At 67.0% G+C, this 23,705-nt stretch carries 23 protein-coding genes; 13 read left to right on the top strand and 10 right to left on the bottom strand.

Features of this window, described 5'->3' with window-relative positions:
- Position 1: 1 nt before the first annotated feature.
- The gene (locus VJT49_RS18595) at positions 2 to 1,255 is read left to right on the top strand and encodes an ISAs1 family transposase (RefSeq protein ID WP_324166110.1); all 1,254 of its coding nucleotides are present in this window, start codon (positions 2 to 4) and stop codon (positions 1,253 to 1,255) included.
- A gap of 110 nt (positions 1,256 to 1,365) precedes the next feature.
- Here the strand turns inward: VJT49_RS18595 and VJT49_RS18600 are convergent, their stop codons facing one another.
- From VJT49_RS18600 to VJT49_RS18620, 5 genes are all read right to left on the bottom strand, one after another.
- Positions 1,366 to 1,734 (bottom strand): hypothetical protein, encoded by a 369-nt coding sequence (locus VJT49_RS18600; protein WP_324166111.1) that lies wholly within the window; start codon positions 1,732 to 1,734, stop codon positions 1,366 to 1,368.
- A complete protein-coding gene (locus tag VJT49_RS18605; protein WP_324166112.1) occupies positions 1,731 to 3,197 on the bottom strand; it encodes a hypothetical protein in 1,467 nt (488 codons plus the stop codon). The genes VJT49_RS18600 and VJT49_RS18605 overlap by 4 nt, the downstream gene beginning before the upstream one ends.
- Positions 3,198 to 3,282: 85 nt before the next feature.
- On the bottom strand, positions 3,283 to 4,473 hold the full coding sequence (locus tag VJT49_RS18610; protein WP_324166113.1) for a hypothetical protein: 1,191 nt from the start codon (positions 4,471 to 4,473) through the stop codon (positions 3,283 to 3,285).
- A complete protein-coding gene (locus VJT49_RS18615; RefSeq protein ID WP_324166114.1) occupies positions 4,470 to 7,388 on the bottom strand; it encodes a DEAD/DEAH box helicase in 2,919 nt (972 codons plus the stop codon). Before VJT49_RS18615 ends, VJT49_RS18610 begins: the two co-directional genes overlap by 4 nt.
- An 8-nt stretch (positions 7,389 to 7,396) precedes the next feature.
- Complete coding sequence (locus tag VJT49_RS18620) at positions 7,397 to 8,812, bottom strand: SEFIR domain-containing protein (protein ID WP_324166115.1); 1,416 nt, start codon at positions 8,810 to 8,812, stop codon at positions 7,397 to 7,399.
- Positions 8,813 to 8,879: 67 nt separating this feature from the next.
- Here VJT49_RS18620 and VJT49_RS18625 point away from each other — a divergent pair, with 67 nt between their 5' ends.
- Positions 8,880 to 9,542: an SEFIR domain-containing protein gene (locus VJT49_RS18625; protein ID WP_324166116.1), complete on the top strand. Its 663-nt coding sequence runs from the start codon at positions 8,880 to 8,882 to the stop codon at positions 9,540 to 9,542.
- A 6-nt stretch (positions 9,543 to 9,548) separates the two neighbouring features.
- Here the strand turns inward: VJT49_RS18625 and VJT49_RS18630 are convergent, their stop codons facing one another.
- Positions 9,549 to 10,502 (bottom strand): hypothetical protein, encoded by a 954-nt coding sequence (locus VJT49_RS18630; protein WP_324166117.1) that lies wholly within the window; start codon positions 10,500 to 10,502, stop codon positions 9,549 to 9,551.
- A 330-nt stretch (positions 10,503 to 10,832) separates the two neighbouring features.
- On the opposite strand from VJT49_RS18630, the gene VJT49_RS18635 reads away from it, so the two are divergent.
- The 4 genes from VJT49_RS18635 to VJT49_RS18650 all read left to right on the top strand — a co-directional run bounded on the left by VJT49_RS18635 (position 10,833) and on the right by VJT49_RS18650 (position 15,253).
- A complete protein-coding gene (locus VJT49_RS18635; protein WP_324166118.1) occupies positions 10,833 to 13,028 on the top strand; it encodes a tetratricopeptide repeat protein in 2,196 nt (731 codons plus the stop codon).
- 140 nt (positions 13,029 to 13,168) lie between these two features.
- Positions 13,169 to 14,170 carry a hypothetical protein gene (locus VJT49_RS18640; RefSeq protein ID WP_324166119.1) on the top strand — a complete coding sequence of 334 codons (1,002 nt, stop codon included), beginning with the start codon at positions 13,169 to 13,171 and terminating at the stop codon, positions 14,168 to 14,170.
- Positions 14,171 to 14,286: 116 nt separating this feature from the next.
- A complete protein-coding gene (locus tag VJT49_RS18645) occupies positions 14,287 to 14,841 on the top strand; it encodes a sugar O-acetyltransferase (RefSeq protein ID WP_324166120.1) in 555 nt (184 codons plus the stop codon).
- 79 nt (positions 14,842 to 14,920) lie between these two features.
- Positions 14,921 to 15,253, top strand: coding sequence for an alpha/beta hydrolase (locus VJT49_RS18650; RefSeq protein WP_324166121.1), 333 nt, complete (start codon positions 14,921 to 14,923; stop codon positions 15,251 to 15,253).
- A gap of 25 nt (positions 15,254 to 15,278) precedes the next feature.
- Here the strand turns inward: VJT49_RS18650 and VJT49_RS18655 are convergent, their stop codons facing one another.
- Positions 15,279 to 15,488 (bottom strand): hypothetical protein, encoded by a 210-nt coding sequence (locus VJT49_RS18655; protein WP_324166122.1) that lies wholly within the window; start codon positions 15,486 to 15,488, stop codon positions 15,279 to 15,281.
- Between the two features lie 370 nt (positions 15,489 to 15,858).
- Here VJT49_RS18655 and VJT49_RS18660 point away from each other — a divergent pair, with 370 nt between their 5' ends.
- The gene (locus VJT49_RS18660) at positions 15,859 to 16,590 is read left to right on the top strand and encodes an alpha/beta hydrolase (protein WP_324166123.1); all 732 of its coding nucleotides are present in this window, start codon (positions 15,859 to 15,861) and stop codon (positions 16,588 to 16,590) included.
- A gap of 54 nt (positions 16,591 to 16,644) precedes the next feature.
- Here the strand turns inward: VJT49_RS18660 and VJT49_RS18665 are convergent, their stop codons facing one another.
- Positions 16,645 to 16,824, bottom strand: coding sequence for a hypothetical protein (locus tag VJT49_RS18665; RefSeq protein WP_324166124.1), 180 nt, complete (start codon positions 16,822 to 16,824; stop codon positions 16,645 to 16,647).
- 174 nt (positions 16,825 to 16,998) lie between these two features.
- On the opposite strand from VJT49_RS18665, the gene VJT49_RS18670 reads away from it, so the two are divergent.
- Together VJT49_RS18670 and VJT49_RS18675 are read left to right on the top strand one after the other, a co-directional pair.
- Positions 16,999 to 17,304: a MazG-like family protein gene (locus tag VJT49_RS18670; RefSeq protein ID WP_324166125.1), complete on the top strand. Its 306-nt coding sequence runs from the start codon at positions 16,999 to 17,001 to the stop codon at positions 17,302 to 17,304.
- Between the two features lie 87 nt (positions 17,305 to 17,391).
- Entirely contained in the window at positions 17,392 to 17,595 is a 204-nt protein-coding gene (locus VJT49_RS18675) for a hypothetical protein (protein WP_324166126.1), read from the top strand.
- A 231-nt stretch (positions 17,596 to 17,826) separates the two neighbouring features.
- Here the strand turns inward: VJT49_RS18675 and VJT49_RS18680 are convergent, their stop codons facing one another.
- Together VJT49_RS18680 and VJT49_RS18685 are read right to left on the bottom strand one after the other, a co-directional pair.
- Positions 17,827 to 19,311: a wax ester/triacylglycerol synthase family O-acyltransferase gene (locus VJT49_RS18680; RefSeq protein WP_324166127.1), complete on the bottom strand. Its 1,485-nt coding sequence runs from the start codon at positions 19,309 to 19,311 to the stop codon at positions 17,827 to 17,829.
- An 80-nt stretch (positions 19,312 to 19,391) separates the two neighbouring features.
- Positions 19,392 to 20,492 (bottom strand): alpha/beta fold hydrolase, encoded by a 1,101-nt coding sequence (locus VJT49_RS18685; RefSeq protein WP_324166128.1) that lies wholly within the window; start codon positions 20,490 to 20,492, stop codon positions 19,392 to 19,394.
- Positions 20,493 to 20,900: 408 nt separating this feature from the next.
- Between VJT49_RS18685 and VJT49_RS18690 the strand changes: the two genes are divergently transcribed.
- The 4 genes from VJT49_RS18690 to VJT49_RS18705 all read left to right on the top strand — a co-directional run bounded on the left by VJT49_RS18690 (position 20,901) and on the right by VJT49_RS18705 (position 23,686).
- On the top strand, positions 20,901 to 21,749 hold the full coding sequence (locus tag VJT49_RS18690) for an SDR family oxidoreductase (RefSeq protein WP_324166129.1): 849 nt from the start codon (positions 20,901 to 20,903) through the stop codon (positions 21,747 to 21,749).
- Positions 21,750 to 21,779: 30 nt separating this feature from the next.
- Positions 21,780 to 22,073 carry an acyl carrier protein gene (locus tag VJT49_RS18695; protein WP_324166130.1) on the top strand — a complete coding sequence of 98 codons (294 nt, stop codon included), beginning with the start codon at positions 21,780 to 21,782 and terminating at the stop codon, positions 22,071 to 22,073.
- Positions 22,074 to 22,820, top strand: coding sequence for a 3-oxoacyl-ACP reductase FabG (gene fabG, locus VJT49_RS18700; protein WP_324166131.1), 747 nt, complete (start codon positions 22,074 to 22,076; stop codon positions 22,818 to 22,820). It begins immediately after the preceding gene.
- An 89-nt stretch (positions 22,821 to 22,909) separates the two neighbouring features.
- On the top strand, positions 22,910 to 23,686 hold the full coding sequence (locus tag VJT49_RS18705; protein ID WP_324166133.1) for a thioesterase II family protein: 777 nt from the start codon (positions 22,910 to 22,912) through the stop codon (positions 23,684 to 23,686).
- Positions 23,687 to 23,705 lie beyond the last annotated feature (19 nt).

Consider the following 23,705-nt stretch of genomic DNA (forward strand, 5'->3'; position numbering starts at 1 on the left):
CATGGCGTGCGCCGACGAGCCTGTCGCCTGGCCGTTGTCGTCTGCTGTTGTTACTGCTTTGGGGGAGTGCGATCCGGGTGAGGCCGAGCCTGTCGCGGGTGATCTGGTGGATCATTTCGCGGTGATCGCTGATCCCCGGCAGGGCCGGTGGGTGGTCCATCCGGTGGCCGCGGTGCTGGCGTTGTGTGCGGCTGCGGTGGTAGCCGGGATGCGCTCGTTCACGGCGATTGCCGGCTGGGTCGCCGATGTGCCGGTCGCCGACCTCGCCGGGCTGTATGCCCGGTGCGGGAGTGCGGTGCAGGTGCGGGCTCCATCGAAAGCCACGCTGTGGCGTGTGGTGACCGGGGTTGACGCCGCCCAGGCCGACGCCGCGATCGGAGCGTGGCTGCTGTCGCGCAAGGCCGTCGATGATATCGCCGCCGACGCCGATACCGATGCCGGCGGCGGCGGCGCGGACGGCGAGGCGGGTATCACGGACACGGATGTTGTTGCGGTGGATGGCAAAACTCTGCGCGGAGCGCGAGATGACGAGGGTAACCAGCCGCATCTGCTGGCCGCGATGACGCACACCGGCCTGGTAGTAGGACAGGTTGAGGTGGGTGCGAAGACCAACGAGATCCCCATGCTCTCGACACTGCTGGACACCCTCGACATCGCCGGCCGGGTAATCACGGCCGACGCCTTGCACACTCAGAGGGAGACGGCCGACTACCTGCACCGGCGTGGCGCGAATTTCTTCTTCTGTGTCAAGGAAAACCAGCCGAAGCTTTTCGCCGCGCTGGACGCGCTGCCCTGGCAGGACACCCCGATCGCGTGTGAGAGAACCGAACGCGGCCACGGACGTCTTGAACGCCGCACCATCCGGGTACTGCCCGCACCCGAGGACCTGCCCTTCCCCCACGTCCGGCAGGCCACCCTCATCGAGCGCTACGTCAGCGACCTCCACCAGCACCACCAGTCGGCGGTCGCCGTTCTCGGCATCACCAGCCTTCCCACCGACCGCGGCACCCCGATCCGCCTAGCCGCACTGGCCCGCAAGCACTGGGGCATCGAGTCCTTGCACTGGCTACGCGACACCCTCTACCGCGAAGATGAATCCCACACCAGAACACGATCAGGCCCCAGAGTCATGGCAGCCCTCCGCAACCTGGCGATTGGAGCAATCCGCCTCCTTGGACGCACCGACATCACCGAAACAACCCGATGGGCCAGCCGCGTCATGCAGCGCCCCTTCGAAATCCTCGGCCTCCACTAACCGATCTTGAAACGACCGTGCGGGGGTCGGTGACATGGCCGAACGGTTCACACACATTCCGGCTAGCAGGCGTTGCGATTCGAGTCCCGGATGGCTCATTCCTGCCCGGTCTACCGGCTACCGATCACCACGAGGTCGTCGGCCTGGCCGGTGATCGTTCTCCTCGTGCTGTGCAGCAGGTTGTCCAGCAGCCGCAGGGAGTGCGTGTCACGGGTCTCCTGGCCCGCCACGGTGGCCGCCCGGGCCTGCTCGTGCGCGGCCTGCAGCAGGTGTGGCTGGACGATGGCCACCTTCGTGGGATCACTGTCCACGCGCAGTCGCAGCTGGTTGACGACGTCGGCCGGCTCCACGCGCTTACCGTTGTGCCACGCCGCGCGAGCCGCGATGCGTGGCGCGGAGAGCTTCTTGACGAGGTTTTCCGTGCGCAGTGAGGTCACGTTCTTCTCGGCCTGACTCACGAGTTGCTCGAACCCCGTCACCGCGATATGCCTGGTGAGCCGCTCGCCGCGCCTTTGACGTGGATCGCCGTCAGCGTCCCATCGTCGGCGAGGTGCAGGAAGTCGGCCACCTCGCCCGCGCCGTCGTCGCAGAGCAGCCAGTCGGTCCCGAACCTGTGCACGACCCAGGCGAACAGTGAGTCGTCGCGCCCAACGCCGATCGCGTCGTGGATGGCCTGGTCCCCCTTCACTTCGGGCTTCTCCCGGGTGATCGCGTATCCGCCGAAGTCTTCGAATTCGATGTTCGTGAACGGCGTGTCGACCAGGCTCCGCCAGTGGATCCGGCGGCCGTCGAACGCATGCCCGGAGCCGTAGTAGAGGGTGAGCAGGCCCCCGGCCTCGAGAGCGTCCTTGACCTGCGCCAGCTCAGCACTCATCGCTGGGCCGTGTTGCCGCACCTCGAGCCGGAACCCGCTGCGCGCCTTCACCGGGCTCAGCCGGAACGTTGCCTTGGCGCCGCCGACCGCCACGTCCAGCTCCGCGGCCGCCGAACCAGGCAGGCCACGCACCTCCAGGGCACTCCCCGCGAGCAACTCGGCGTAGGAGATCTCGTCGTCACCGGCATCGACTCCGGCGCGCACCTGATCGGGATCGGGCACCGCGACGTCGACGGCGAACCCCACCCTGGCCAGGTCCGTCTCGGGCACCGCGAGCCCGCCGAAGAGCAGCCTCGGCGGGGTCCCCGAAACCATCGCCAGGTCCAATATGTCGAGAGCCTCGCCGGTGGCCGCGAGGAACATCAGGAAGTCCGTGGTCTGCTTCCAGGATACTTTGGACTTGTCGGGCGACACGGTCAGCAGATCGCGAAGGACCGCGGCGTCGTCCTCGGGCACGTAGTGGACCTTCGCGGCGCTCAGCGCGAAACTGTTGTCCTCCAATGGATGTAGCGTGTCCTGGAGCCGGAGTCCGGTCAGTGCCTTGCTGTCCGGCCTCGTAGTCCGACGACGGTGCACCCCGCGCATCCAGATCATCCGGCCGTCGCCGTGGAACGTCCCCGCCAGCACATCTGCCGGGCAGAACCGGAACCCGGGGTGCCGGTCGACCCAACGCCGGAGCTGGGGCTCGCTGACGATGCCGGTGCAGACCGCGACGAGCCGGTTCCTCCGCGCGGCGAGGGCGAGTTGGTTGTGGATGTCGACGATGCCGGACCCCGTCATCGCCCACCCTGGGGCGCGCACGACCTCGCGGAACACACCGTAGAGGCTGTCGAACCCCAGCTCCCGCAGTGTGCCCAGCGATTCGACCGCGTCGTCGGCGAGCTTGGCCACCTCGGCCTGCACCCGGCACGACTCCGCTCGTCCCCGCTCGCCCGCCGATTTGCGCAGAAACGCTTTCAGGCTCGCGAACGCTGTCGCGGGATCCTCGCCGGTGCATTCGAGCACCGTGATCGACAAATACGGTTTGAGAGCGGTCAGCGACAGTTCGGGCAGGGCGTCGTGGTCCATGGTCGCCAGACGTTAGCCGGGCGCGCCGCAGGAAACCATGCCGGAAAACGATTCGTCAGCGATTTGACCACAAGCTGTCCAATGGTCAATTCAAGCTGTCGAGAGAGGACACCAGCGCGTCCCTTCCCGCGGTGACCGCCATTGCGCGCAACGCTGGCAGATCGATTGTTCCGGATCCCAGCTGCCTGCCCACTTTCGCCCCGAGCGCGGCGACTTCCTCGGCCGACCGCCGCCTCGCCTTCACGAACGACTCCACCCGGTCAAGCAGCGCCTGCTCCCGCAACTCCTTGTCCTCACACCAGATCCGCACCACGGTCGTGCTCAACGCGGCGAACGAGCCGAGGCTCGCGCGCGGGAGCGGCGGCCCGGACGGCTGGAAGGCCGAACTCGGGAGCACGACCTGCCAGCCACCGTGCGGGAACCGGACGGGCCGGTGCCCGGTCAGTCCTTTTCGCTCCAGCCAGTTCGTTATCCGGGTCCGCTGCTCCTCTTCGGAGGTGTTCTCGTGCGCGAGCGCGGCCTGGATTTCCGGTGCTTGCTCGCACAGCTCGCTCAGCTCGGGGTCGGCGGTGTCGGCCGCCTGACCGTAGGTAAGGCAACGGATCCCGCCGCCGGGTCGCACCGCACGGATCACGTACACCGGCAGGAAGACACACTCCTCGCTTAGGCTTTCCGGCCGGTCGAGGCGGTGCGGTAGGTTGTAGTGCTCCCGGTCGCGATATCCGGACAGTTCGGTGAGTGTTTCGCGGCGGAAACCCTTGGTCGTGGCGAGCAACCGGAAGCCATCCGCCGCACGGGCTTCCGCGAGCGTCAGAAAGGTGACGACCCCGGCGTCATAGTGCCGGCGGGTGAGCGGCCGCGAGGTGTACCCGTCGAAGTACAGCTTGCGGCGATCCTGGCGTTCGACGACGTACCGCACCTGATCGCGATGCGAGTCCCGGCCGAGTTCGGTCAGCGCGAGCCTGCCGTCCGGCGTGCCGGTGAGGTGGCCGATCCCGGTGAGGAAACGCACGGCGCGGTCGACGAGAACCTCATCGAGAGCGAAAAAGGCGGCGAGTTCGGCCACGGCGCCCAGACCGCATTCGGCTATGCCCCGTTCGAGATAGCGGTCGATGAGCTCGTAGGGCTTTCCGTCCACGGTCGTCGCCCGGACATCGACCTGCCACACCGGTAGGAGCAGCGGGAACAGCCTGGCCGGTGTGAAGCCGTGCCCGAACGCGGTGTCTTCAAGTGCCCTTTCCTTCCGGTAGGGCATGAGGTCCTTCCCTGCGCTCATGCGAGTTCCCCGATCCCATGCCAGATCTCAGCGCTCCGCCGGAGGTCGCCATCGGCCAGCAGATGCTCGTGCAGCTTCCGCATAAGCTCGCGGAACCCGGTATCCCGCGCGCGCAGCAGCATTTCCAGGTCGCCGACAAGGACGAGCTGCTGCTTGGCGCGTGTGAACGCGACGTTCGCGCGCCGCAGTTCGTCGAGGAAACCGACCTGGGCCGCGGAATTGCTACGGGTGAACCCGTAGAGGATGACGTCGCGCTCCCCGCCCTGGAACGAGTCGACCGTGCCAACCCCGGACTGCACGACGTCCTGGTCGGGAATGTGCTCCTGAAGGATGCTGACGACGAGGCGCCGCTGCGCCGCATATGGGACGATGAGCGCCCACTCCTTTCCCCGCACGTGATAGTGCGTAGCGAGCCTGGACAACAGGCGCGCCTCTGCGACGTTCTCCCTGCCTTGCCCAGTGCTCCGCTCCCGGCGTTTGGCTTCCGGCAGATCGGAAAGGTCGACGAACGCCAGCGGACTCGCGAACACGTCGTCGTCGTGTACCCGCGTGACCATGGTTCGAAGCTTGCCATCGTAGAAGGTGTCCGAGACGAAGTCCGCGATCACCTTGGGCATGCGGCGTTGCTGGGTGAGCATTTCGACGTGGCTTGCCGGCAGTGCGCCGACGAGGTTTTCGAGCGTGCTCCGCTGCAAGAGCGCCTGGACCGCGGGATCATGCGCGGCCTCGCCGAGCAACGCGAGTACCTCGAGCTCGACGATGGGCGGCAACTGCCGATGGTCCCCTACGAGCACCGCGCGCCGCGCGCGGACCAACGGCACGAGCACGTCCGCCGTGGCGATCTGCCCGGCTTCGTCGACGATCGTGAGGTCGAACTCCTCGTCCGCGATCTCCGCGCGGGACGCGGCCCCGATGCAGGTCGCACCAACGACATCGGCGTAGCGGATCAGTTCCGGGTGCAGCTGCTCGGTGGCGCCGCGGACGTCCTCATGCCAGTCCGCGAGCACAGCCCTCCGCGCCGTCAAGAGCTGGAGATGAGGACCGAGTTGCGCGTGGAGTGTGCCGAGCGCCTGCCGCATCGCCCCGGGCTCGGCGGCGCTGTCCACCGGCGGTACGGGCAGTACCGGTCCGAGGGCCGCTGCTATTGCCGTAGCGGCCGCAATCGCTTCCTTCCGGCGTTCCGCGCTCTCCCGCACTGCCCCGTCCAGCCGCGCGCGTGCATCACGGACCGCGGGCACGTCCCGGGTCGCCAGGTCCACCTCCGCCTCCGCCTGATCGAGCGCCTGCTTCGTGGTCGAGGCTTCTTCGCCCAAGGCCAGCAGCCGGGCGTTGGCCGTGGCGAGTCGTCGTTGCCGCCGGCGGGTGACGGCATCGGTCAGAAACGCGAGAACCGGCAGCCGCCTGCGGGCCCGAGCCAAGCGCTGGCTGAGGCGCTCGGCCTTGCTGCGCGCGCCGGCCGCCGTGCGCTCCAGTTCGGCGAGCCTGGCGGCCAGCCGTTCGGCCTTCTCCTGCGCCGGCACGCCCACAATGCGGCGGCGTGCGATCCATTCGGCACGCCACCCCTCCTCTGTCGCGAACGCCTCGTCCAGCTTGGCGATCCGCCGTTCCAACTCGGCGTGCCAGTCGCGCGCGTGCGGTACTCCGGCGTAACGTCCGACCGCATCGGCGGTCGTGGCGATGACCTGGCCACGCAGGTCGGCGGCGAACCGTTCCAGGAGAAACTGCCGGGCGTCCGGGTCGATCTTGCTCTCGTTGCCGACGCGCACCACCATCACGTCCCGTGGCAGCTTGGCCAAGACGTTGTCGACGGCGCGGTTGGTGTGCGATGCGACCAGCAGCCTGCCCGGTCCCGCGCCCAAGGCGTGCGCGCGGGCGATCTGAGTGATGGTCCTCGTCTTCCCGGTTCCCGGTGGCCCCAGGACGATCACCAGGTCACGCACGCCGAGCGACTTGGAGAACGCGGCCAGCTGGCCGCGGTCCAGTTCCTCGCCTGGTTCCGCGTTTACTTGATCGATCGGCTGGACGCGGTGGTCGACCAGGACGTCCAGTAGCGACGAGTTGCGGGCCTGGCGTGCCCTCAGCAGGGCGATCGCGTCGCGCCGCTTGGCATACGCCACGTCGGTCATGGTCGGCGTCAGCTCGCCTTGCTGGGCCAGCCGCGCCCAGTCCACCGGCCGGTCGAACCGCACGGTGACCTTGCCATCGGTCACTCGCGTCACATGCCCTCGCTGCTCCACCTCGCCGCGGACCTGCACGAACGCGTTCGGCTCAGGCGTCACGCCGCCGACAACGTGGAACCGGTACATACCCGCGGCGCTGTACCGGCGCTCCCCGACCGGCTCGACGGTACTGTAGGGATACGTCGGCAACTGGTCGGCGTTCTCGTGCTCCAGCCGGTGCACCGCATCGTTCAGCCGGTCGAGTGTGTCGAGGAAGCGGGCGTGCTGTGCGTTCAGCTGAGGCGCCCCGGTGGCATTCCCCAACTCGGTCTGCAGCTGCTGCCAGGCCCGGAACATGCCGTTCCACCCGGCGTCCGCGCCCTGCGGCACCTGGCGGATGTCCAGCACCGGACGCCAAACCGCGCGTACGAGCAGACATCCTTTGGCGAGCTCGTCATGGTCTCGCAACCGCAGGGGGGCCACCCAGTTCACGAAGTACGCGTCACCGCGACCGCTCAACCCCAGCCTGACCACGTAGGCGTACGTGGTCAGCTGCACGCTGAAACCGGCGTCGCTGCCCTTCCATGGCGTAAACGTCACCGGTACGCCGTCCCGCCGGGCGGACAGGTTGGCGACGATCTCGTCCAGCCCGCCGGGGAGCGCCGGATAGTCCCGTCGTTGCTTGACAATTCCCTCGTGCAGTTTCCGTCCCGGCACAAGGAAGACCGGCGCGCGCAGATCCACGGTTTTCAGCACCGTTTTGTTCAGCTCCTCAATGCGGTTGCGAGCTCATCCATGCCGGGACGCCTCGCGACGTCGGGTACGAGCGCGGCGTCGATCGCCGCGGCCGCTCGTGCCGGCGCCTTCGGTGCGAGGACGTGGACCGGCAACGGCGTGCCGGCAACGGGTGGGTGGCCGGTCACCATGTGGTAGGCGATCGCCGCGAGCCGGAAAACGTCGGTCCACGGGCCGGTCCGGCCACGGGACCGTAGTTCCTGTTCGGGTGCCCGGTAGTCCGGAGGGACTTCGCCAGGGCGTTCGCCACGACCGCCGTCGCCGAGGTCCCGGAGCGCCAACGTACGGTCGTCGAGCTGGAGAACACCCGTTGGGGTCAGCCGGCGGTGGATGTGCCGCGTGGCGTGCAACAGCGACAACGTCCGCGCGAGCCCGCCCAGCCCGCGGAGCTGGGCCAGGGCGTGCCAGGAATCGACCGCCTCGCCCGGTCGCGGCAGGAAGTCGGCCAACGTGCCGGACGGGTCGCCCCGGCCGCCGTCCACCGGCCAGGCGGTCACCAGCGTCAGCACTCGGTTGTCCTCGGCCAACTCGACGAGGTCCGGCAGGCCGCGATCTCGTCGCCCCAACTTCAGGAGGAGGCTTCGCTCCTGCCTGAGCGCGACGATCTCGTCCTTCGCCGCGGGCGTGTCGTGGCGCAACGCCACCTGGCGCAGCCATACGTGCTGGTGCGGCTCGCCGAGCCGCAAGGCCCGGCCCTGGCTCCGCACGGCAGCATGGTCGGCGACCGGTTCGCTCTCCAGGCCGCGATGGACCAGGTAGATACTGCCGCCGATCTTCACCTCCGCGCCCGGGGTGAGGACTCCGTCGGGCGCGGCGGGCGGGACCGATGTCGCGACCACGATCGACTGTTCGGGCGGCAGTGGCGGGAAGTACGGTCCGGCCAGGGGCGGAGGGTGCGCCGGTGAACTGGTGATGACGTGCAACAACTCGCGCAGACCACCGGGGCTGAGCTCGGGGATCACGTACGACTTCGTGGCGTACGGCCGCAACACCTCGGGAACGTCGTCGGGATTCCCTCCGGGAAGCACGACCGGAAGGACACGCATCAACTCCTCCTCCGGGTTGCGGGCCAGGATGTTCCTGATCATCGCGGCCTCGACGTGCGTGAGCTGCCCTGGCTTGGCCGAAGAAACCGTGTCCAGCAACCTTTTGTATGTGGGCGACGCGATGACGATGATGAAGTCGGCCTCGTCGATCTCTTCGGTCGCCCAGGCGACTCGGTCGCGCCGTCGCGTCTGGTACCAGTCTTCGATCCGCGCGTCGATGCCGGCATCGGTGCGCAGGAAGGTCGCGAAATCCCGCACCGCTGTCTCGTGCTCCGCCGAATCCCGCGCGAAAGAGACGAATACCCGCGGTGGCGTCGTGGCCGCACCAGGCTCCGGCACCGACATTTGTCCTTTCGTTCCCCGCCCATGATCCACGCGGCCCCGAATGTCTCACGAAGGGTCGTTGATGTGCAGGCGAATCTCGAAACTGTCCTTATTTTGTCCAGTCAGTGTCGCGTGCGCACGGCGGCACGTGGATTGCTATCATTTTCGACCTGCGCGCAAACGGCGAAAAGGAACACCGTTGACCAGGCCGAATGTCTTCATCTCGTACACACACGACAGTCGAAAGCACTGTGACGACGTGCGAGAGTTCGCGACCTTTCTCGTCTCGTGCGGGATCGGGGTACACCTCGACCAATGGGAGGAGGTGGCGCGCAAGGACTGGTACCCCTGGGCACTGGGCGGTATGTCCGGCGCCGACTACGTTCTGGTGATCGCGTCGGCGTGCTATCGCCGGATGGGCGACGGCCTTGGCCCCAACGACGAGAACTACGGCGGCCGGGTGGAGGCCGCTCTGCTGCGGGACTTCCTGCAACGCGATCGCGACCGGTGGACCAAGAAGATCCTGCCCGTGCTGCTGCCCGGCCACACCGTTGAGGAGGTCCCCGACTTCCTCCAGCCCTACGCCTGCAACCACTACCCCGTCACGTCACTGACCGCGGAGGGCGCCGAAGATCTGCTGCGCACGATCACCGGCCAGGTCGCGCACATCCGGCCGCCGCTGGGGCCGCCGATCAGCCTCCCGCCCAGGTCCGGCCCGGGAGCGAGACCGCCCGAAGCACGGTAACGAGGATCAGGGCTGCCAGCGGACGCCGTAGGCGAATCCGCGCTGGAGGGTGCGAAACTCGGTGTGCAGCGCGCCTGAAGCGTCGAGTTCCAGTGGAGTTCCTTCGACGAGATTGTCGCTCGCGTCCTGCTGGAAGATCTCCGCCAGGCGCCCTGTTTTCGCCGGCGGCTCTCCGGCGAACCGGACGTGCAGGTCGAATAGCTCACACGGTTGACGTGGCACGCTGACGTAGTACGGCGCGCTCAACTTGGCACGGGTCCGGAGCAGGAAGTCGTGCCGCTGGTCGCGGCGCAGCGGAGCCGGCAACCGCAACGCCAGGTGGATCCGCTCCTTCGACTCCATCGTCCGGCCGGTCAGCGCACCGCCGTAGAAAGCGTCGATCTCGAACTCGGACTCCCGAACCGGTTCTCCTTGCCGCGCCGCCGCGCTCAGGGTCAGCGCCAGGTCCAGCTCTTCGATTCCATTCTCGCCCGCGACGATGCGGCGGAAGACGAACGCGTCCACCATCGGGCCGTCCACGAGCAGCGCGACCCGGAGTTCCTCGGTATGCCAGCGATGGCCGGGTGAGGCGGCCGGACTCGCGAGATCCGTGGATGTGGCGGCCAACTCGGCAAGCCGCTCGATGGCTTCGTCGATGCGACGGCGAGCCGTGCGCTCGTCCCGCTCGAGCATCTGCGCGGCCGAGAGCACACGCTCTTTGAGGAACTTGGCGGTCGCGTCTTCGTGCAGGCCGAACGCCGCGAGCACCGCCACGCGCAGATCGCCGGGCAGGGTGGCCGCCAGCTCGCGCATCCGGGCGACCACCTTGCGGTGCGTGGAGGCCGGAGCATCGTCTGGCGAGATACCGCACACAACACGCACTGCGGGCCCGAGCGCCGCCGGCGGCGGGGGCACCGACAAGCCACGGCCTTTGCGGAGTGCCTTCAGCTCGTTGCACAGCTCGTTCGCATCGACGCCCACTGGTTTCCCACCTCTCCACCGCGTCCGTCAAGGATAGCCCGCTCACCTGGTTTCGTTTCCCACCCCAACAGTAAACATGAAACCCCTTGTTCAGATGTTCCCACGAACCGCATTCTTGACTCAGCGGCAAAAATCCGCAAGTAGATCCAAGAAAGGTATTCGAGTCATGCAGATCCACACCATCAAATGGATTCTCTTCGTGCTGACCACGATGCTCGGCTGATGACCGAAGAAAAATGCCGCCGGCCGGGATTTGGCGCCCGGCCGGCCGCTCTTCGCGAAAGAAGAGAGTTCTCGGGCATACTGGCGCTCTGGAGGAGGTGGTTGCGGGTGGGCGAGACGACGTTCGGCGCCGAGTTGCGGAACCTGCGGCACCAGTCGGGGATGTCTCTGACCGAACTGGCCCGGCGCGTCCATTACACGAAGGGCTACCTCAGCCGCATTGAAACGGGCGCAGCCGCACCGAACCGCGGCCTCGCGCTGTTGTGCGAGGCAGAACTCGGCGCGCCCGGAGCACTCACGGCGTTGCTGCCCGCCGAGCCGATCAAACGGCGGACGCGTCCGCTCCGGCGCCCGTCGAACCTGCCGGTAGCGACGACGACGTTCAGCGGGCGCCGCATCGAGCAGGAGCGGATCAAGGACGCGCTCGCGGGCGGTGGTGCGGTGTGCGTCGTGTCCGGGCTGGGCGGGACGGGCAAGACCGCACTCGCCGTGCGCGCCGCGTACCGGCTGGAGGCCGGGTTCGCCGGCGGCTGCCTGTTCGCGGACCTGCGCGGGCACACTCCCGGGCAGCCACCGCTCGAGCCGTTCGCAGTGCAGGACCAACTGCTCCGCCTGCTCGGTGTGCCGGGCGAGCGGATCCCGACGAGCGCCGGCGAACGCAATGCCTGCTACCAGGCCCAGCTTCGCGGCCACAGCTTCCTGCTCGTTTTCGACAATGCCGTGGACTCCGGGCAGGTACGGCCGCTGCTGCCCGCCGAACCGAAGTGCCGGGTCCTGGTCACCAGCCGCGCACGGCTCACGTCGCTGGACGATGCTTGTTTCATCCAGCTCGACGTGCTTTCCCTGGCCGACGCGACCGCGTTGTTCGCGTCGCTCACCGGTCTCGACCCCGCCGATCCCGGTGTGGCGGAGGTTGTCAGCCGATGCGGGCGGCTTCCGCTCGCGATCCGGATCGCTGCCGCGCGGCTACGCGCGCACCCGGCGTGGGATGTCGGCGAACTCTGCCGACGGCTCGCCGATGAAGCCAGCCGACTCGAGCAACTGGACGACGGTGAGCGCAGCCTGACGGCAACGCTCGAGCTGTCCATCCGGCACCTCGATGACGCGGAAACCCGCCTGCTCGGGCTGCTTGCCTTGCATCCCGGTATCGACTTCGACGTGCATTCGATGGGCGCGCTGGCCAACGTCGCAGAGGCGGAAGCGGATCGGCTGGCCGAGCGACTGCACAACGCCAACCTGCTCACCCAGCCCGCCAAGGATTGCTATGCCACACACGATCTCGTCCGCGCGTTCGCCGGGGAGTTCCTGCTGCCGAAGCTGCCGGAACGAGATCGCTCGGCCGCTTTCGGGCGACTGGTGGCCGCGTCGGTGCGGACGGCCGCGCTGGCCGACCGGCTGCTCATCCCCGACCACTTCCATCCCGCCGCCGTTACCGCGGGGGTCACGGCCGAGCCGCTGTGCCTGGCGGATGAGCAGGAGGCACTTGGCTGGTTCCAGCGTGAGTGGCCAACGCTCGTCGCGTTGTGCCTGATCAGCGCGGAACGCGGCGAGCCCGACCGGTGTTGGCAACTCGCGTTCCTGCTGCGCGGCTTCTTTTTCATGGCCAAGCTGTGGGACCCGTGGGTCGCGACCCACCGCGCCGCACAAGCGGCCGCCGCGGACGACCAGTGGGCACTGGCGACCACGACGGCGAATCTCGGCGTCGCGCTGGCCAACCGCGGCGACTTCGGAGGTGCCTCGGTGTGCTACCGCGAAGCCCTTGCGCTGCACCGGGAAATCGGCGACAGTCATGGCGAGAGCACCGTGCTGGCCCACTGCGCGTGGGTCGACCACTACCTCGGGGACCACACGGCCGCGGTGCGGAACCTGCGGCAATCGCTCGGCTTTTACGAACGCACCGGCAACCGTCGCAACGTCGCGATCACCACGCGCGGGATAGCGCTCGCGCTCGCCTCCACGGGACAGCACACGGAATCCGTCAAGCTGGCGACAGAGGCGCTGGTCGACTTCGACGACCTCGGTCTCGACCTCGACGCCGCGATGGCGCTCAACTGCCTGGGCTGGACCCATTTCCTCGCCGGTGACCACGAGCGCGCCACCAGAGCCTACGAACGAGCGGCCGCGCGGGCTCTTCGGACGCAGAGTCCCTTCGAAACGGCGCGCGCGTACATCGGCCTCGGCAACGTCGCAGCCGCTGTCGGCGCTCCCAAGGAAGCGGACTGGTTCTGGCATCTCGCAGACGAGACGCACCAAGGCATCAATCCGCTGATGGTCGGCGAAGCACGGGTTCGTTCGGGGAACTGAGCTACTGAACCGCCGTTGAGGGCGGCGGGGCAAGGTCACAGTCGTCGCCCGTGGTTGACCAGATCGCGTCGTCAGTGTGGACGCAGTGTCCGGTATTGCCGCCACAGCCGCTGACCCGTGACTTGCTGAGCTTGGCCCCGATGAACGTGCCGGCGAACTTCCCGACGATCGCCACGGCGAGCGCCGTGAGATTCCATTCGCAGGCCCGCGGTAGCGAAGAAGACGGGCGCCAGAAATGCCGACACGGTGGTGCGCAACAGCGCCAGCTTCTCCCGGTCCAGCGTGGGACAAGTGCCGATGACGCCAGCGGCGGACGATCGTCTGGTGCAAGGCGTGAGTCACTGAGTTGCTGCTTGAGCCGATTGATCTGCTTGACCGAACCTCGCTGCGCGTTACGGACTTCACCCGGCACCGAGACCGACACCTTCAGCGCATCCCGGCTCTTCGCCGCGACCTACCCCGAAGCCGTCAGCATCGCCGAGCTCATCGGCTCACTGCCCTGGCGACGCCTGGCCGCCGGCGGACCCCACGACCAGCGCCGGTTCACAACCGAGATCGGTCGCCGTCTCAGCCTGCGCGACTACTACCCCACCGTCGTCAAGGACCCGATCTCGCACTGGATGGAACAAGACTGCTGGCACCCGCCGAGCCCACCCAACACCGACTACCGCAGCCTGAAGACCTTCGGCGGCACCGCGTTCCGCAGGCCAGCCAGAGACAGCGAGGAGAAACGCTGCATCGCCGCCTACTGGTTCAGCATCCACCACCGCGGCGGCGACGTCATGCTGCACCACCGCACACTCAACCCCGTCGTCATCCGCGACCGGTCGGTCAAGATGGAGATGTTCACCAGCGCCCTCGCGCTCACCGCCGCCACCAACACCAAGATGCCCCCGAACCTCACGGCCAAACAGCCAACGCAGTTCATGTCCAGCGAATGGATCCGCCCGCAACCCCAACCGTCGTCCTTCCTTGACACCGCGCAGGAACCCATCCCCTGGGTCAAGCGCGCCGAGCCGCGCCCACCGACCGGCGCACGACCACAACTGCCCAGCGAACGGCGCGCACTCGGCGCACTCCCAATCAACCCGCTCCGACAGAACCTGCGATCCGACGGGGAGGGTGGCGGAGCCCGGAGGTAGTCGGAGGGGCAGCCAGATAGACCACAGGGGTGGCCCGGGAAAGATGCGCTGGGGGCCAAAACTAGATTTTGAGCCGGCCAGAGCGGTCAGCATTGGCCATCCGGAAAGGACGCAACGTGGGCGAGCAGAAAGATCGAATGCTGCGCGGTGACTGGTACCTGGACGAACCCGACTTGGCCGAGGAACGACGGCGCTGTTGGCGAATGCTCGACAGGTTCAACGCGACCGGAGCGGACGACGACGCTGAGCGCCGTCGGATCCTGGAAGAACTACTCGCCAAGTTCGGCCCTGGCGCCGCTGTCCTGCCGCGGTTTCAGTGCAGCTACGGTGCGCTGATCAGCATCGGCGCCAATAGCTTCGTCAACAACGACGCACTCTTCATGGACGATGCCATGATCACGATCGGTGATGACGTCCGGATCGGCCCACGGGCGCAGCTGCTTACAGCGCTGCATCCGACGGAGGACCATGAACGACGCCGCGCCGGGTGGGAGCGACCTGCCCCCATCACGATCGGCGAAAATGCGTGGCTCGGCGGCGGTGTGATCGTCTGCCCGGGCGTAACCATCGGTGAGAATGCAGTCATCGGCGCGGGCAGCGTGGTTGTCCGCGACATACCGGACCACGTGTTCGCCGCAGGCAACCCGGCACGGATGATCCGCCGTCTGTGACATGTCCTGCTTCGGGTCAACACCGCTGGAGCCACCCAGGGGTCTTTGAGCCATCGGCCGGGACAGTCAGTACCACCGGGTGCTGACCGGCCTGATCACCGGGGATGCCTTCGAGCCCGGATCGCCGGAGGCGGAGCAGGCCTACTGGATCACCCAGCTCGGCGGCGACCCGCAAGCGCTCTTGCACGTCCTGCACACGCAGGTCGCGACCACCGACGCCGAGCTGTCCCGGATCACCACCCCGGTGCTCGTGACCGCCGGCGACCAGGACTTCGGGCACGCCTCCGCCGACGAGCTCGCCACGACACTGCCCAACGCGCGGTTCACCCGGGTCCCGGGCGACCACTTCACCGCGCTCACCAGCCCGGAACTCGCGACCGCGATCATCACCTTCCTCGGGCGACCATCCTGAAACCACAGAGCAATGCCGGTGCCGGTCAGTCGCGGCCAACCGACGTGCGAAAGTCGGGCATGCCGAGGTGCGCGGTCGGTCGGCGAGTTGGCGAGTTGGCGAGTTGGCGCATGGTGTCCAGCTTCAGCTCGGTAGCGGTACGGCTGGCTTGCAGGCCGGCGATCTCGCCCAGCCAGCCGTAGTGTTCGGCGATGCGGGCTTTCAGGTTGTCGCGGATCTCGATCAACCGGGGCATCTGGTAAGGATCTGGCCGTAGGAGTGGGCATCGGACACACGAATGCACGCAGGGGGTTCCAAAGTCGCGAGTGCACGCGCCGAGCGCAACCTTGCGCAGCTCGAAGTTTCTCTGCACTTGTCAAGCGAGCGGCTGTGAGTCCGTTGGATCTTGCTGGCTGAGCGTGACCGCCTTCGCGGCGGGCCCCGGTGCCTCCGCAAAAACCTGTTGGCGGACCACGGCGACCACTGCTATTTTTCCGGCGGCCGTGCGAGAGACCGAGGAGGTGGTACCCGTGAACGTATCGACATGGGTGCTCCCCTCAGGGGTCACGGTCGGGCGATAGGTCGTCCGGGAGCGCCGTTGAAGAGCACTCCCGAAAGGCACGACCATGCCATTCACTTCCGAACAGCGCCTCGACGACGGCGTCCTCGAGCGCGAATTCGCCCTCGGCGAGATCCCCGGCATCCTGTGGACGCCCGGATCCGCATCCGCACCGGCCCCGCTGATCCTGCTCGGCCACCCCGGCGGCCTGCACAAGATGTACCCCCGACTGGTGGCCCGGGCCCGGCACGCCGCGGCGGAGGGCTTCGCCGCGGCCACCATCGAACTCCCCGGGAGCGGTGACCGGCCCCGTTCCGCCGCCGCCGAACAGGCCCGCGCCGACCTGCGCCGGGCGCTGGAGGCCGGCGAGCCGGTCGACGAGGAGATCGTCGACCGGCTCGTCCTCCCGCTGGTCGACAAGGCGGTCCCGGAATGGCGGGCCGCCCTGGACGCCCTCCTTTCGCTGCCCGAGATCGGCGGCCCGGTCGGGTACGCGGGAGGGGTGATCGCCATCGGCCTCCGGCTGGCGGCGGTCGAGCCGCGCATCTCGGCCGCCCTTCTGTTCGCCGGGAGTTTCGTGCCCCGCACCATGTTCGAGGAGGCCCGGCAGGTCACCATTCCACTGCATGTCCTGCTGCAGTGGGACGACGAAGGAAACGACCGGCAGCTGGCCCTGGACCTGTTCGACGCCTTCGGCTCCAAGGAGAAGACGCTGAACGCCAATATGGGCGGGCACACCGGCGTCCCGCAGTTCGAGGGGGACAACGGGAACCGGTTCTTCGCCCGGCACCTGAAGTGAGGCCGGGCCGTCAGGCCGGCAGCAGACGATAGGAGCCCTCGGCCAGGATGCCGCTCATCGAGAGGAAAGGTCCCGGCCCTCCACGACGCCATCGACCTGGCCAAAGCCGTCACCACGCACGGCGGCATCATGGTCCACCTGACCGCTCCCCATCACGCCATACAGCAGCGGCTCACCGAGCGTGACGGCCCCACGAACACCTTCGCTTGAGGACATCAGCGAGCTCGTCGCCACCTACCAGGGTGTCTTCAACACGATCGCGAAGCACGTCCGGGTCGTCCGCATTGACACCGCCTAGATCATCCACCCGTTCCCGTGACACCCCGGGGCCAATGGACTCCCCGCTCGATAGATGCCGCTAGGCTCTCGCGGGTTCTGCTGACCCCGACATGAGCCATGGAGTGGACCTTGGACATCCGAGACGCCCAGAAACAAACATGGGACAACAAGGTCGCCAAGGAATTCAACACCAGTGACGTCGCACTCGAGTTTGGGCTGCTCACCGCCGAGGTCGGCGAAGCCTTCACCGCATGGCGCAAACACCTGCCCGACTTCGGCGAAGAACTTGCCGACGTCGTGCTGTACGTCATGGCCATCGCCGAAATGAACGGCATCGACCTCGACACCGAGATCGACCGGAAGATCGCCAAGAACGCTCGTCGGACCTATGAACGCGACGAACACGGCGTCCTCCACCGCGTGAGCAACGGCTGACAGCCCAACGAGCTAATCGAAGTCGGCACCCCGCACGAGCAGGAACAGGGTGCCGCCAATGCAAGCTCGGCCGGATGCACGCGGTAAGTGATCACCATTGTCTTCCACTACCTGGCCTTGGTCCTGCTGGAGGTGGAAGCGATCCGCCACGTGCAGCGCCTGCGGCCTGCCATGTCCCCGTACCTGCACACGTCAGGGACTCCGCGGCCTTCGAGGCTCGACCTCGACAAGACGGACGTCGAGCAGGTCGCCGTAGCTACCTGTGGAAGGCGTACCGTGCTTCCGGAGTGACGTCGTCAGGCAGGTCACGCAAGATCGCGCCCACCTCGTTGGCGAAGCGGACGGTGACCGGCAGCTTCTCCGCGAACCGCGCCGGGTTCCTGAATGCCGCCGAACAGTCTCGGTGCCCCACGCGACACCGTGCTGGGGAGATGACGCGTACCGCGGCGATGCCGGCGTCGCGGCGGCCGCTTGACGAACTTGCCCGATGTCGCTCGTTGCGTGCTTGATCATGTGCTTCCGTCATGCCGGCGGCCCGGTCGTCGACCCCGGCGCGGGTAGCGGGCTCGCAACCCTCGTTGCCGCGCGAACCCTGTCCGAGGCGGAGACCCTTGCCCTGGAACCGTGCTGGACAGGCAGTGACGCCGTCGCGGTGTCCAACTCGGCGAGCGCGCGTGGCAGCGCATCCCTGATCGCCGCCACGTTCGGCAGGATCGATGGGTCGCTGTACAGGGCGAGGCCCACGAAGTGGCGCGAGGCGGTGATCGAGACCGCGAGCCCATGTCCGCGTGCCAGCGGCACCATCGCGTAGAGCTCGCACATCGGGGCGTTGGCCAGTCGTACGGTGTCGCCGGCCATGGGGACGTTGCTCACCAGGATGTCGAAGAGCAGCATGGCACTCTGTGCTGCCAGTGGTGCCAACAGGCGGTGTGCCGCCGCGGGAAGTGTGTTGGCCAGCGTCGTGAACGCGCCCGCCCCGCGGTACGGCCCGTTGGCTTTGTTGCGGTCCATGGTGGTGCGGACGGTGTCCAGCCGCCGCGCCGGATCCGGCTCCGAAACCGGAAGCTCGCAGAGATAGCTGGACAGGTGATTGCCCGGATTGGGCACTGTGCCGCGGTTACGCAGTGCAACGGGAATGAGGGCCCGGGGTTTGCATTTGCCGGGCTGATAACCGCTGGTCTCCAGCCATTCGCGCAGCGCGCCGGCCAGGACGGCGAGGACGATGTCATGGGTGGTCGCCCGGCGGTGCCGCCGGATGCGGTTGACGGCGGCGACGTCCAGCGTCACAGTGGTGAATTCCCGCTGGGGTCCGGACGTCTTTCCGACCAGCGGGGACGCCCCGCGTAACCGGATGTTTCGGGCGAGGGCCGCCATGATGTGCGCGTGTCGTGCGGTCTGGCTCGCCAGGTTCGTCACCGGCTTGACGAGCGAGGCGATGCTGGGCAACCACCGGGCCGGCCGTGGGAGAGACGGCCCGGTGTCGTCCGCGTGGTGACCGGTCGTACCCGATACCGCGGCCGTCGTTTCGAATGCCGTACTCACCCCTTCATAGATCGACGCGAACAGGTGGCCGCTGCTCTGACCGTCGGTGATCGCGTGGTGGATCTTGACCAGCAGGGCGAAGCGCTTGTCAGGAAGCCCGGTGATGATGTGTATTTCCCACGGCGGCCTGGTCGTATCGAGTTGGCGCGCCATGGCTGCCGCGGCGTAATCGTTGAGCTGGTCACGTGAGCCAGACCGCGCCAGGCAACAGATTCGCAGGTGTGTCTCCACTTGGAACTGTGGATCATCCGTCCATTCCGCGGTGGGTGGGATGGTGACTTCCCGCACGTGTTGCCGGAGCCGTGGAATTCGCCCGATCCGCTCGGCCAGCAGCCGTACCAGCTTCTCGACGTTGACTGAGCGAGTGGGCTGGAAGATCACCAGTGCGCCGATGTTCATCGGCGCAACTGGGTCGTCGAGGTACCAAAATGCCGTGTCCAGCCCGCTGAGGTGCTCGCCGGCCATCCAGTCTGCCTCCTGTTCGGTGAACCAGGCGCACCCACGGAGCGGGGAATGTCCTCTGGTGGATTCGTGTTGCCGAACGGTCAGGAACCGAGGTACTTGATGACCTCGCGGAACGCCAGCGGGTGTGCCGCCATGGCTCCGTGATTGCTGATGTCCAGCGGGTAGAGGTCCTGCAGGGTGACGTTCTTGACGCGTGATCCCTTGAGGAACGCTGAGGTGTACGGGGCGACGACTTCGTCGTGGCTGGATGCGATGACGAGGTACTTGACGCCCGGGACGGTGTCCCCGTCCGCGTTGAGCTTGGTCATCAGTGGTGATCCGGCTGTCTGGTCGGCGCAGGCCGGGGGCATCGTCACGCTGATCAACTGCTCGGCGCCGGCGAACTGCTTCGCCAGTTTCACCATGCCGAGCTCCGGCATGCCATGGTTGGACGGTGCGAGGCTGACCAGAGAGTTGACCTTACTGGCCCCGTCGAGGAACTTCAGGTAGAAGCGTGGCATCATGCCGCCCTGGGAGTGACCGACGATGTCCACCTTTTCGGCGCCGGTGGAGTCGAGAACCTTGTCGACGAATTCGGCGAGCTGGTTCGCGGAGTTCTCGATCGAGTCCAGGCCGTGAAGGAACGGCACTCCTGCGATGGCGCCGTAGTCGAGTCGGAACACGGTGAAACCCGCGGCCGCGAGCATGGGTGCGGTGAGGACCCAGTAATCCAGTGCGTTACCGAACGTGCCATGCACCAGCACCACCGGGCGCGGGTGCTCCTTGTTGGGCTTGGCCTTCCAGTCGTCGATGCCCGGTATGCGGGCGGCACCGGAGACTCTGGCGGCCACTTCAACCGGTGCACCGACGAGTTTTTGCCCTATCTCGCTGGGGTCGGGCTGCTGCGTCAGTTGGAGGAACTGAATGGCGACCCTCGCTGGTGCGGTCAAACTTCCCACAGCCCGTCCCAGCCCATCCAGAACGCGATCCACGGCCCGCCGTGCGGTGCTTCCCAGCTCCGAAAAATCCATGGTGGAGTGCCCTTCACTAACCCGGACGAGTGATTCGCGCGGGAATGCCCTTGCGCCGAGGGCATCTGCGATCAGCGGATCAAACTGCCCGGATGGACGACTTTGCTGCTTTGCCGGAACCCAGTGTGGTGTGTCGATGCATGTACCGCACGCGTGCGTCGTCGATCTCACCCTGTTTTGACCACTACTTCGCCTGCATGGTCGATCGCTTCACCTCTCACCGCGGTGATGCCGTGACGTCACGCACGCGGTTCCGATCGGGATCACGTCGAGGTGAGACCGGCTCAGCCGTGGCAGTGGGGCGCTGTTCGTCGATGTGCGCTTCAAGCAGTTACCAAGGAGACCGGAAATAGACCGACCACGCCAACCGGCAGCCAGCCTACGTTTGGCCGATCACCGTCACTTTCGGTCGGATTGGTATCTACCGGCACAGTATGTGTCTCGCGAGGGCTTCGCTCCGACGAGTGCGGGTCCGCCGTTGTGCGTCCACGAGCGAGTGAGTTGTTCGCCCGATTCGGCGTTCATCTGGCGTGCGTGCTTCATTGCGTGCCGACTTCGTGTTGGTATTCATCCTGGCCGATGGATCATCGTGTCGGCGAAGACTACTGCTCGGTGAGGGAACTGACCATGCTTGTGCCGCTCAAAGGATCGTGGTCGTTGATCTTTGGCGTGTCCAGTGGCATGGGGCGGGCAACGGCGCGGGCGCTCGCCGCGGAGGGCGGCAACGTCATCGGAGTCCACTTCGACACCGCCGCGGGACAGGAAGCAGCGGAGAAGCTGGCCGCCGAACTGCGGGAGCGGGGGGTCGTCGCGCAGTTCTTCAATCACAATGTCGCCTCCGCGGCCACCCGGGCGGAACTGGTGCCGCGGATCGCCGAGCTTGTCGAGGGTGCAGGACTCCGCGTGGTGGTCCATTCCGTCGCGTTCGGCTCGCTACTGCCGTTCTTGCCCCCGGCGGAGCACGGAGACACCATCACGGCCCGGCAGATGGGGATGACGCTCGATGTGATGGCGCACAGCCTGGTCTACTGGACGCAGGAGTTGCTCGCGGCCGGACTGCTGCGCTCGGGGGCCAAGATCTACGGATTGACCAGTGCTGGTGGTTCGCGGGTGATCCCCCACTACGGGGCGGTGTCCGCGGCCAAGTCGGCGCTGGAGTCCCATGTGCGCCAGCTCGCCGTGGAGTTGGCACCGCGCGGCGTGGCGGTCAACGCCCTGTGTCCTGGAACCACCATCACGCCCGCATTCCGCAAGATCCCCAGTGCGAGGCCGGTGGAGGACGCGGAACTGGCCCGCCGCAACCCGCATGGCCGCCTTACTCAGCCCGAGGACGTCGGTGAGGCGGTGGTCCTGTTGTCCGCCTCTGATTCGTCGTGGATCACCGGAAACGTGATTCGGGTCGACGGTGGCGAGCTGATCGCGACGTGACGGCTGTGGTGGCCACACGTGGAAGTACTGATGGAACTGATGGAACTGATGGAAGGGTGGCAGATGACGCAGAACGTAAGGTCCGCGGTGGACAGGGAGGAGTTGCGGGCGATTGTCGCGGAGGTGATCGAACGGCCGGAATCGGAGGTCACCGATGACGCCGACTTCGTTCAGGAGTTGGAAGTCGACTCGCTGACGACACTGGAGCTCGTGGTGCGCCTGGAAAAGCGCTACGGCATCAAAGTGCAGGACGAGGATTTCACCAACATCAGTTCGCTCGACAGCACCTATGCGTTGGTGACGGGCAAGCTGGCGGGGGTATAGGTGCCCGGTGACGCGCGCCCGGTCGCCATTGTCACGGGAGGATCGCGCGGTATCGGCCGTGCCGTGGTGCGGCATCTGGCTCGCGACGGTTTCGACGTGGCCTTCTGTTATCAGTCCCGCCCGGATGCCGCCGAGGAGGCGGCTGCCGAGGCTCAGGAGCATGGCGCACGCGTACTCGCCCGCAAACTCGACATCGCCGATCCTGCCGAAGCACGAGCGTTCGTGGTGTCCGCCGAGGAAACACTCGGGCCCGCGGGCGCGCTCGTCGCCTCCGCCGGCGTTGTCCGGGACAACCCGCTGGTGCGGATGACCGACGACGAGTGGCAGACCGTCCTGCGCACCAACCTCGACGGCACGTATCACGTGTGCCGGGCGGCGATATTTTCCTTCATGAAGCGCCGCACCGGTTGTGTGGTGACCATGTCGTCGGTCGCCGGTGTGCACGGCAGCGCCAAGCAGACCAACTACTCGGCTGCCAAAGCGGGCATCATCGGGTTCACGCTTGCCTTGGCCAGGGAATGCGGTCCCTACGGCGTCCGGGCCAACGTGGTGGCGCCGGGACTCATCGAGACCGACATGATCAGCGGCATCGGGGAGCCGATGCGCCGGCAACTGGCCGAGCGGACTCCGCTGGGCCGGGCCGGTACGCCGGATGAGGTCGCGGAACTGGTGTCCTTTCTGGTGTCGGACCGTGCGAGCTACATCACCGGTCAAGTTCTGGGAGTGGATGGCGGATTGATCGTGTAACGGCTGAAGCGCTCTGGTGATCGCGAACCGTGCGCTTCATCTCCGTGATCCACAGCCAAAACCCAACACGTCAGCTCCAGGGGATTGCGATGACTCTTACCGCCCAGCACGGCGATGGCTGGATCAGACGTTTCCATCCCGCGCCGGACGCCACAGCGCGCCTTGTGTGCTTCCCGCACGCAGGAGGCTCGGCAAGCTTCTATTTCCCGCTGTCCCGGGCCTTGCCGGGATCGGTGGAGGTTCTGGCGGTCCAGTATCCCGGTAGGCAGGACCGCCGGAGTGAGAAGTGTGTCGAGAGCATCCGCGAACTGGCCGACGACGTTGCCGAGAGACTGCGCGAGTGGGCGGACCGACCGATTGTCCTTTTCGGACACAGCATGGGTGCCACGGTCGCCTTCGAGGTCGCTGGACGGCTGGGGGAATCCGGGGTGGTGCCGGCGGGGCTGTTCGTTTCGGGTCGCCGTGCCCCCTCGCGGCACCGCTCGGAGAATGTGCACCGGCGGCCGGACGAAGGATTGCTGGCCGAACTGCGATCGGTGGGTGGTACCGAGGCTCGGCTGCTGGACGATGCCGAGTTACTGACCATCGTGCTACCCATGATTCGCAGTGACTACAAGGCTGCGGAAACCTATCGCTACCGGCCCCGCCCCAGACTGACCTGCCCGATCGTCGCGCTGGTGGGAGACCGGGACCCGAAAGTGACGATCGACGAGGCTCGCGCCTGGGACGAGCACACAACGTCGACGTTCGAGATGGAAGTCTTCTCCGGAGGGCATTTCTACCTCACCGAACATCTCCCCGGCGTCGTCGCCGTCATCCAGGAGCGTCTTGCGTCGCTGGAGTCGCGCGGGATCGCGGGGCACTGATTCATCGGTCCCCGCGGCG

It is taken from the genome of Amycolatopsis sp., from assembly GCF_035276945.1.
Classification (GTDB): Bacteria; Actinomycetota; Actinomycetes; order Mycobacteriales; family Pseudonocardiaceae; genus Amycolatopsis_E.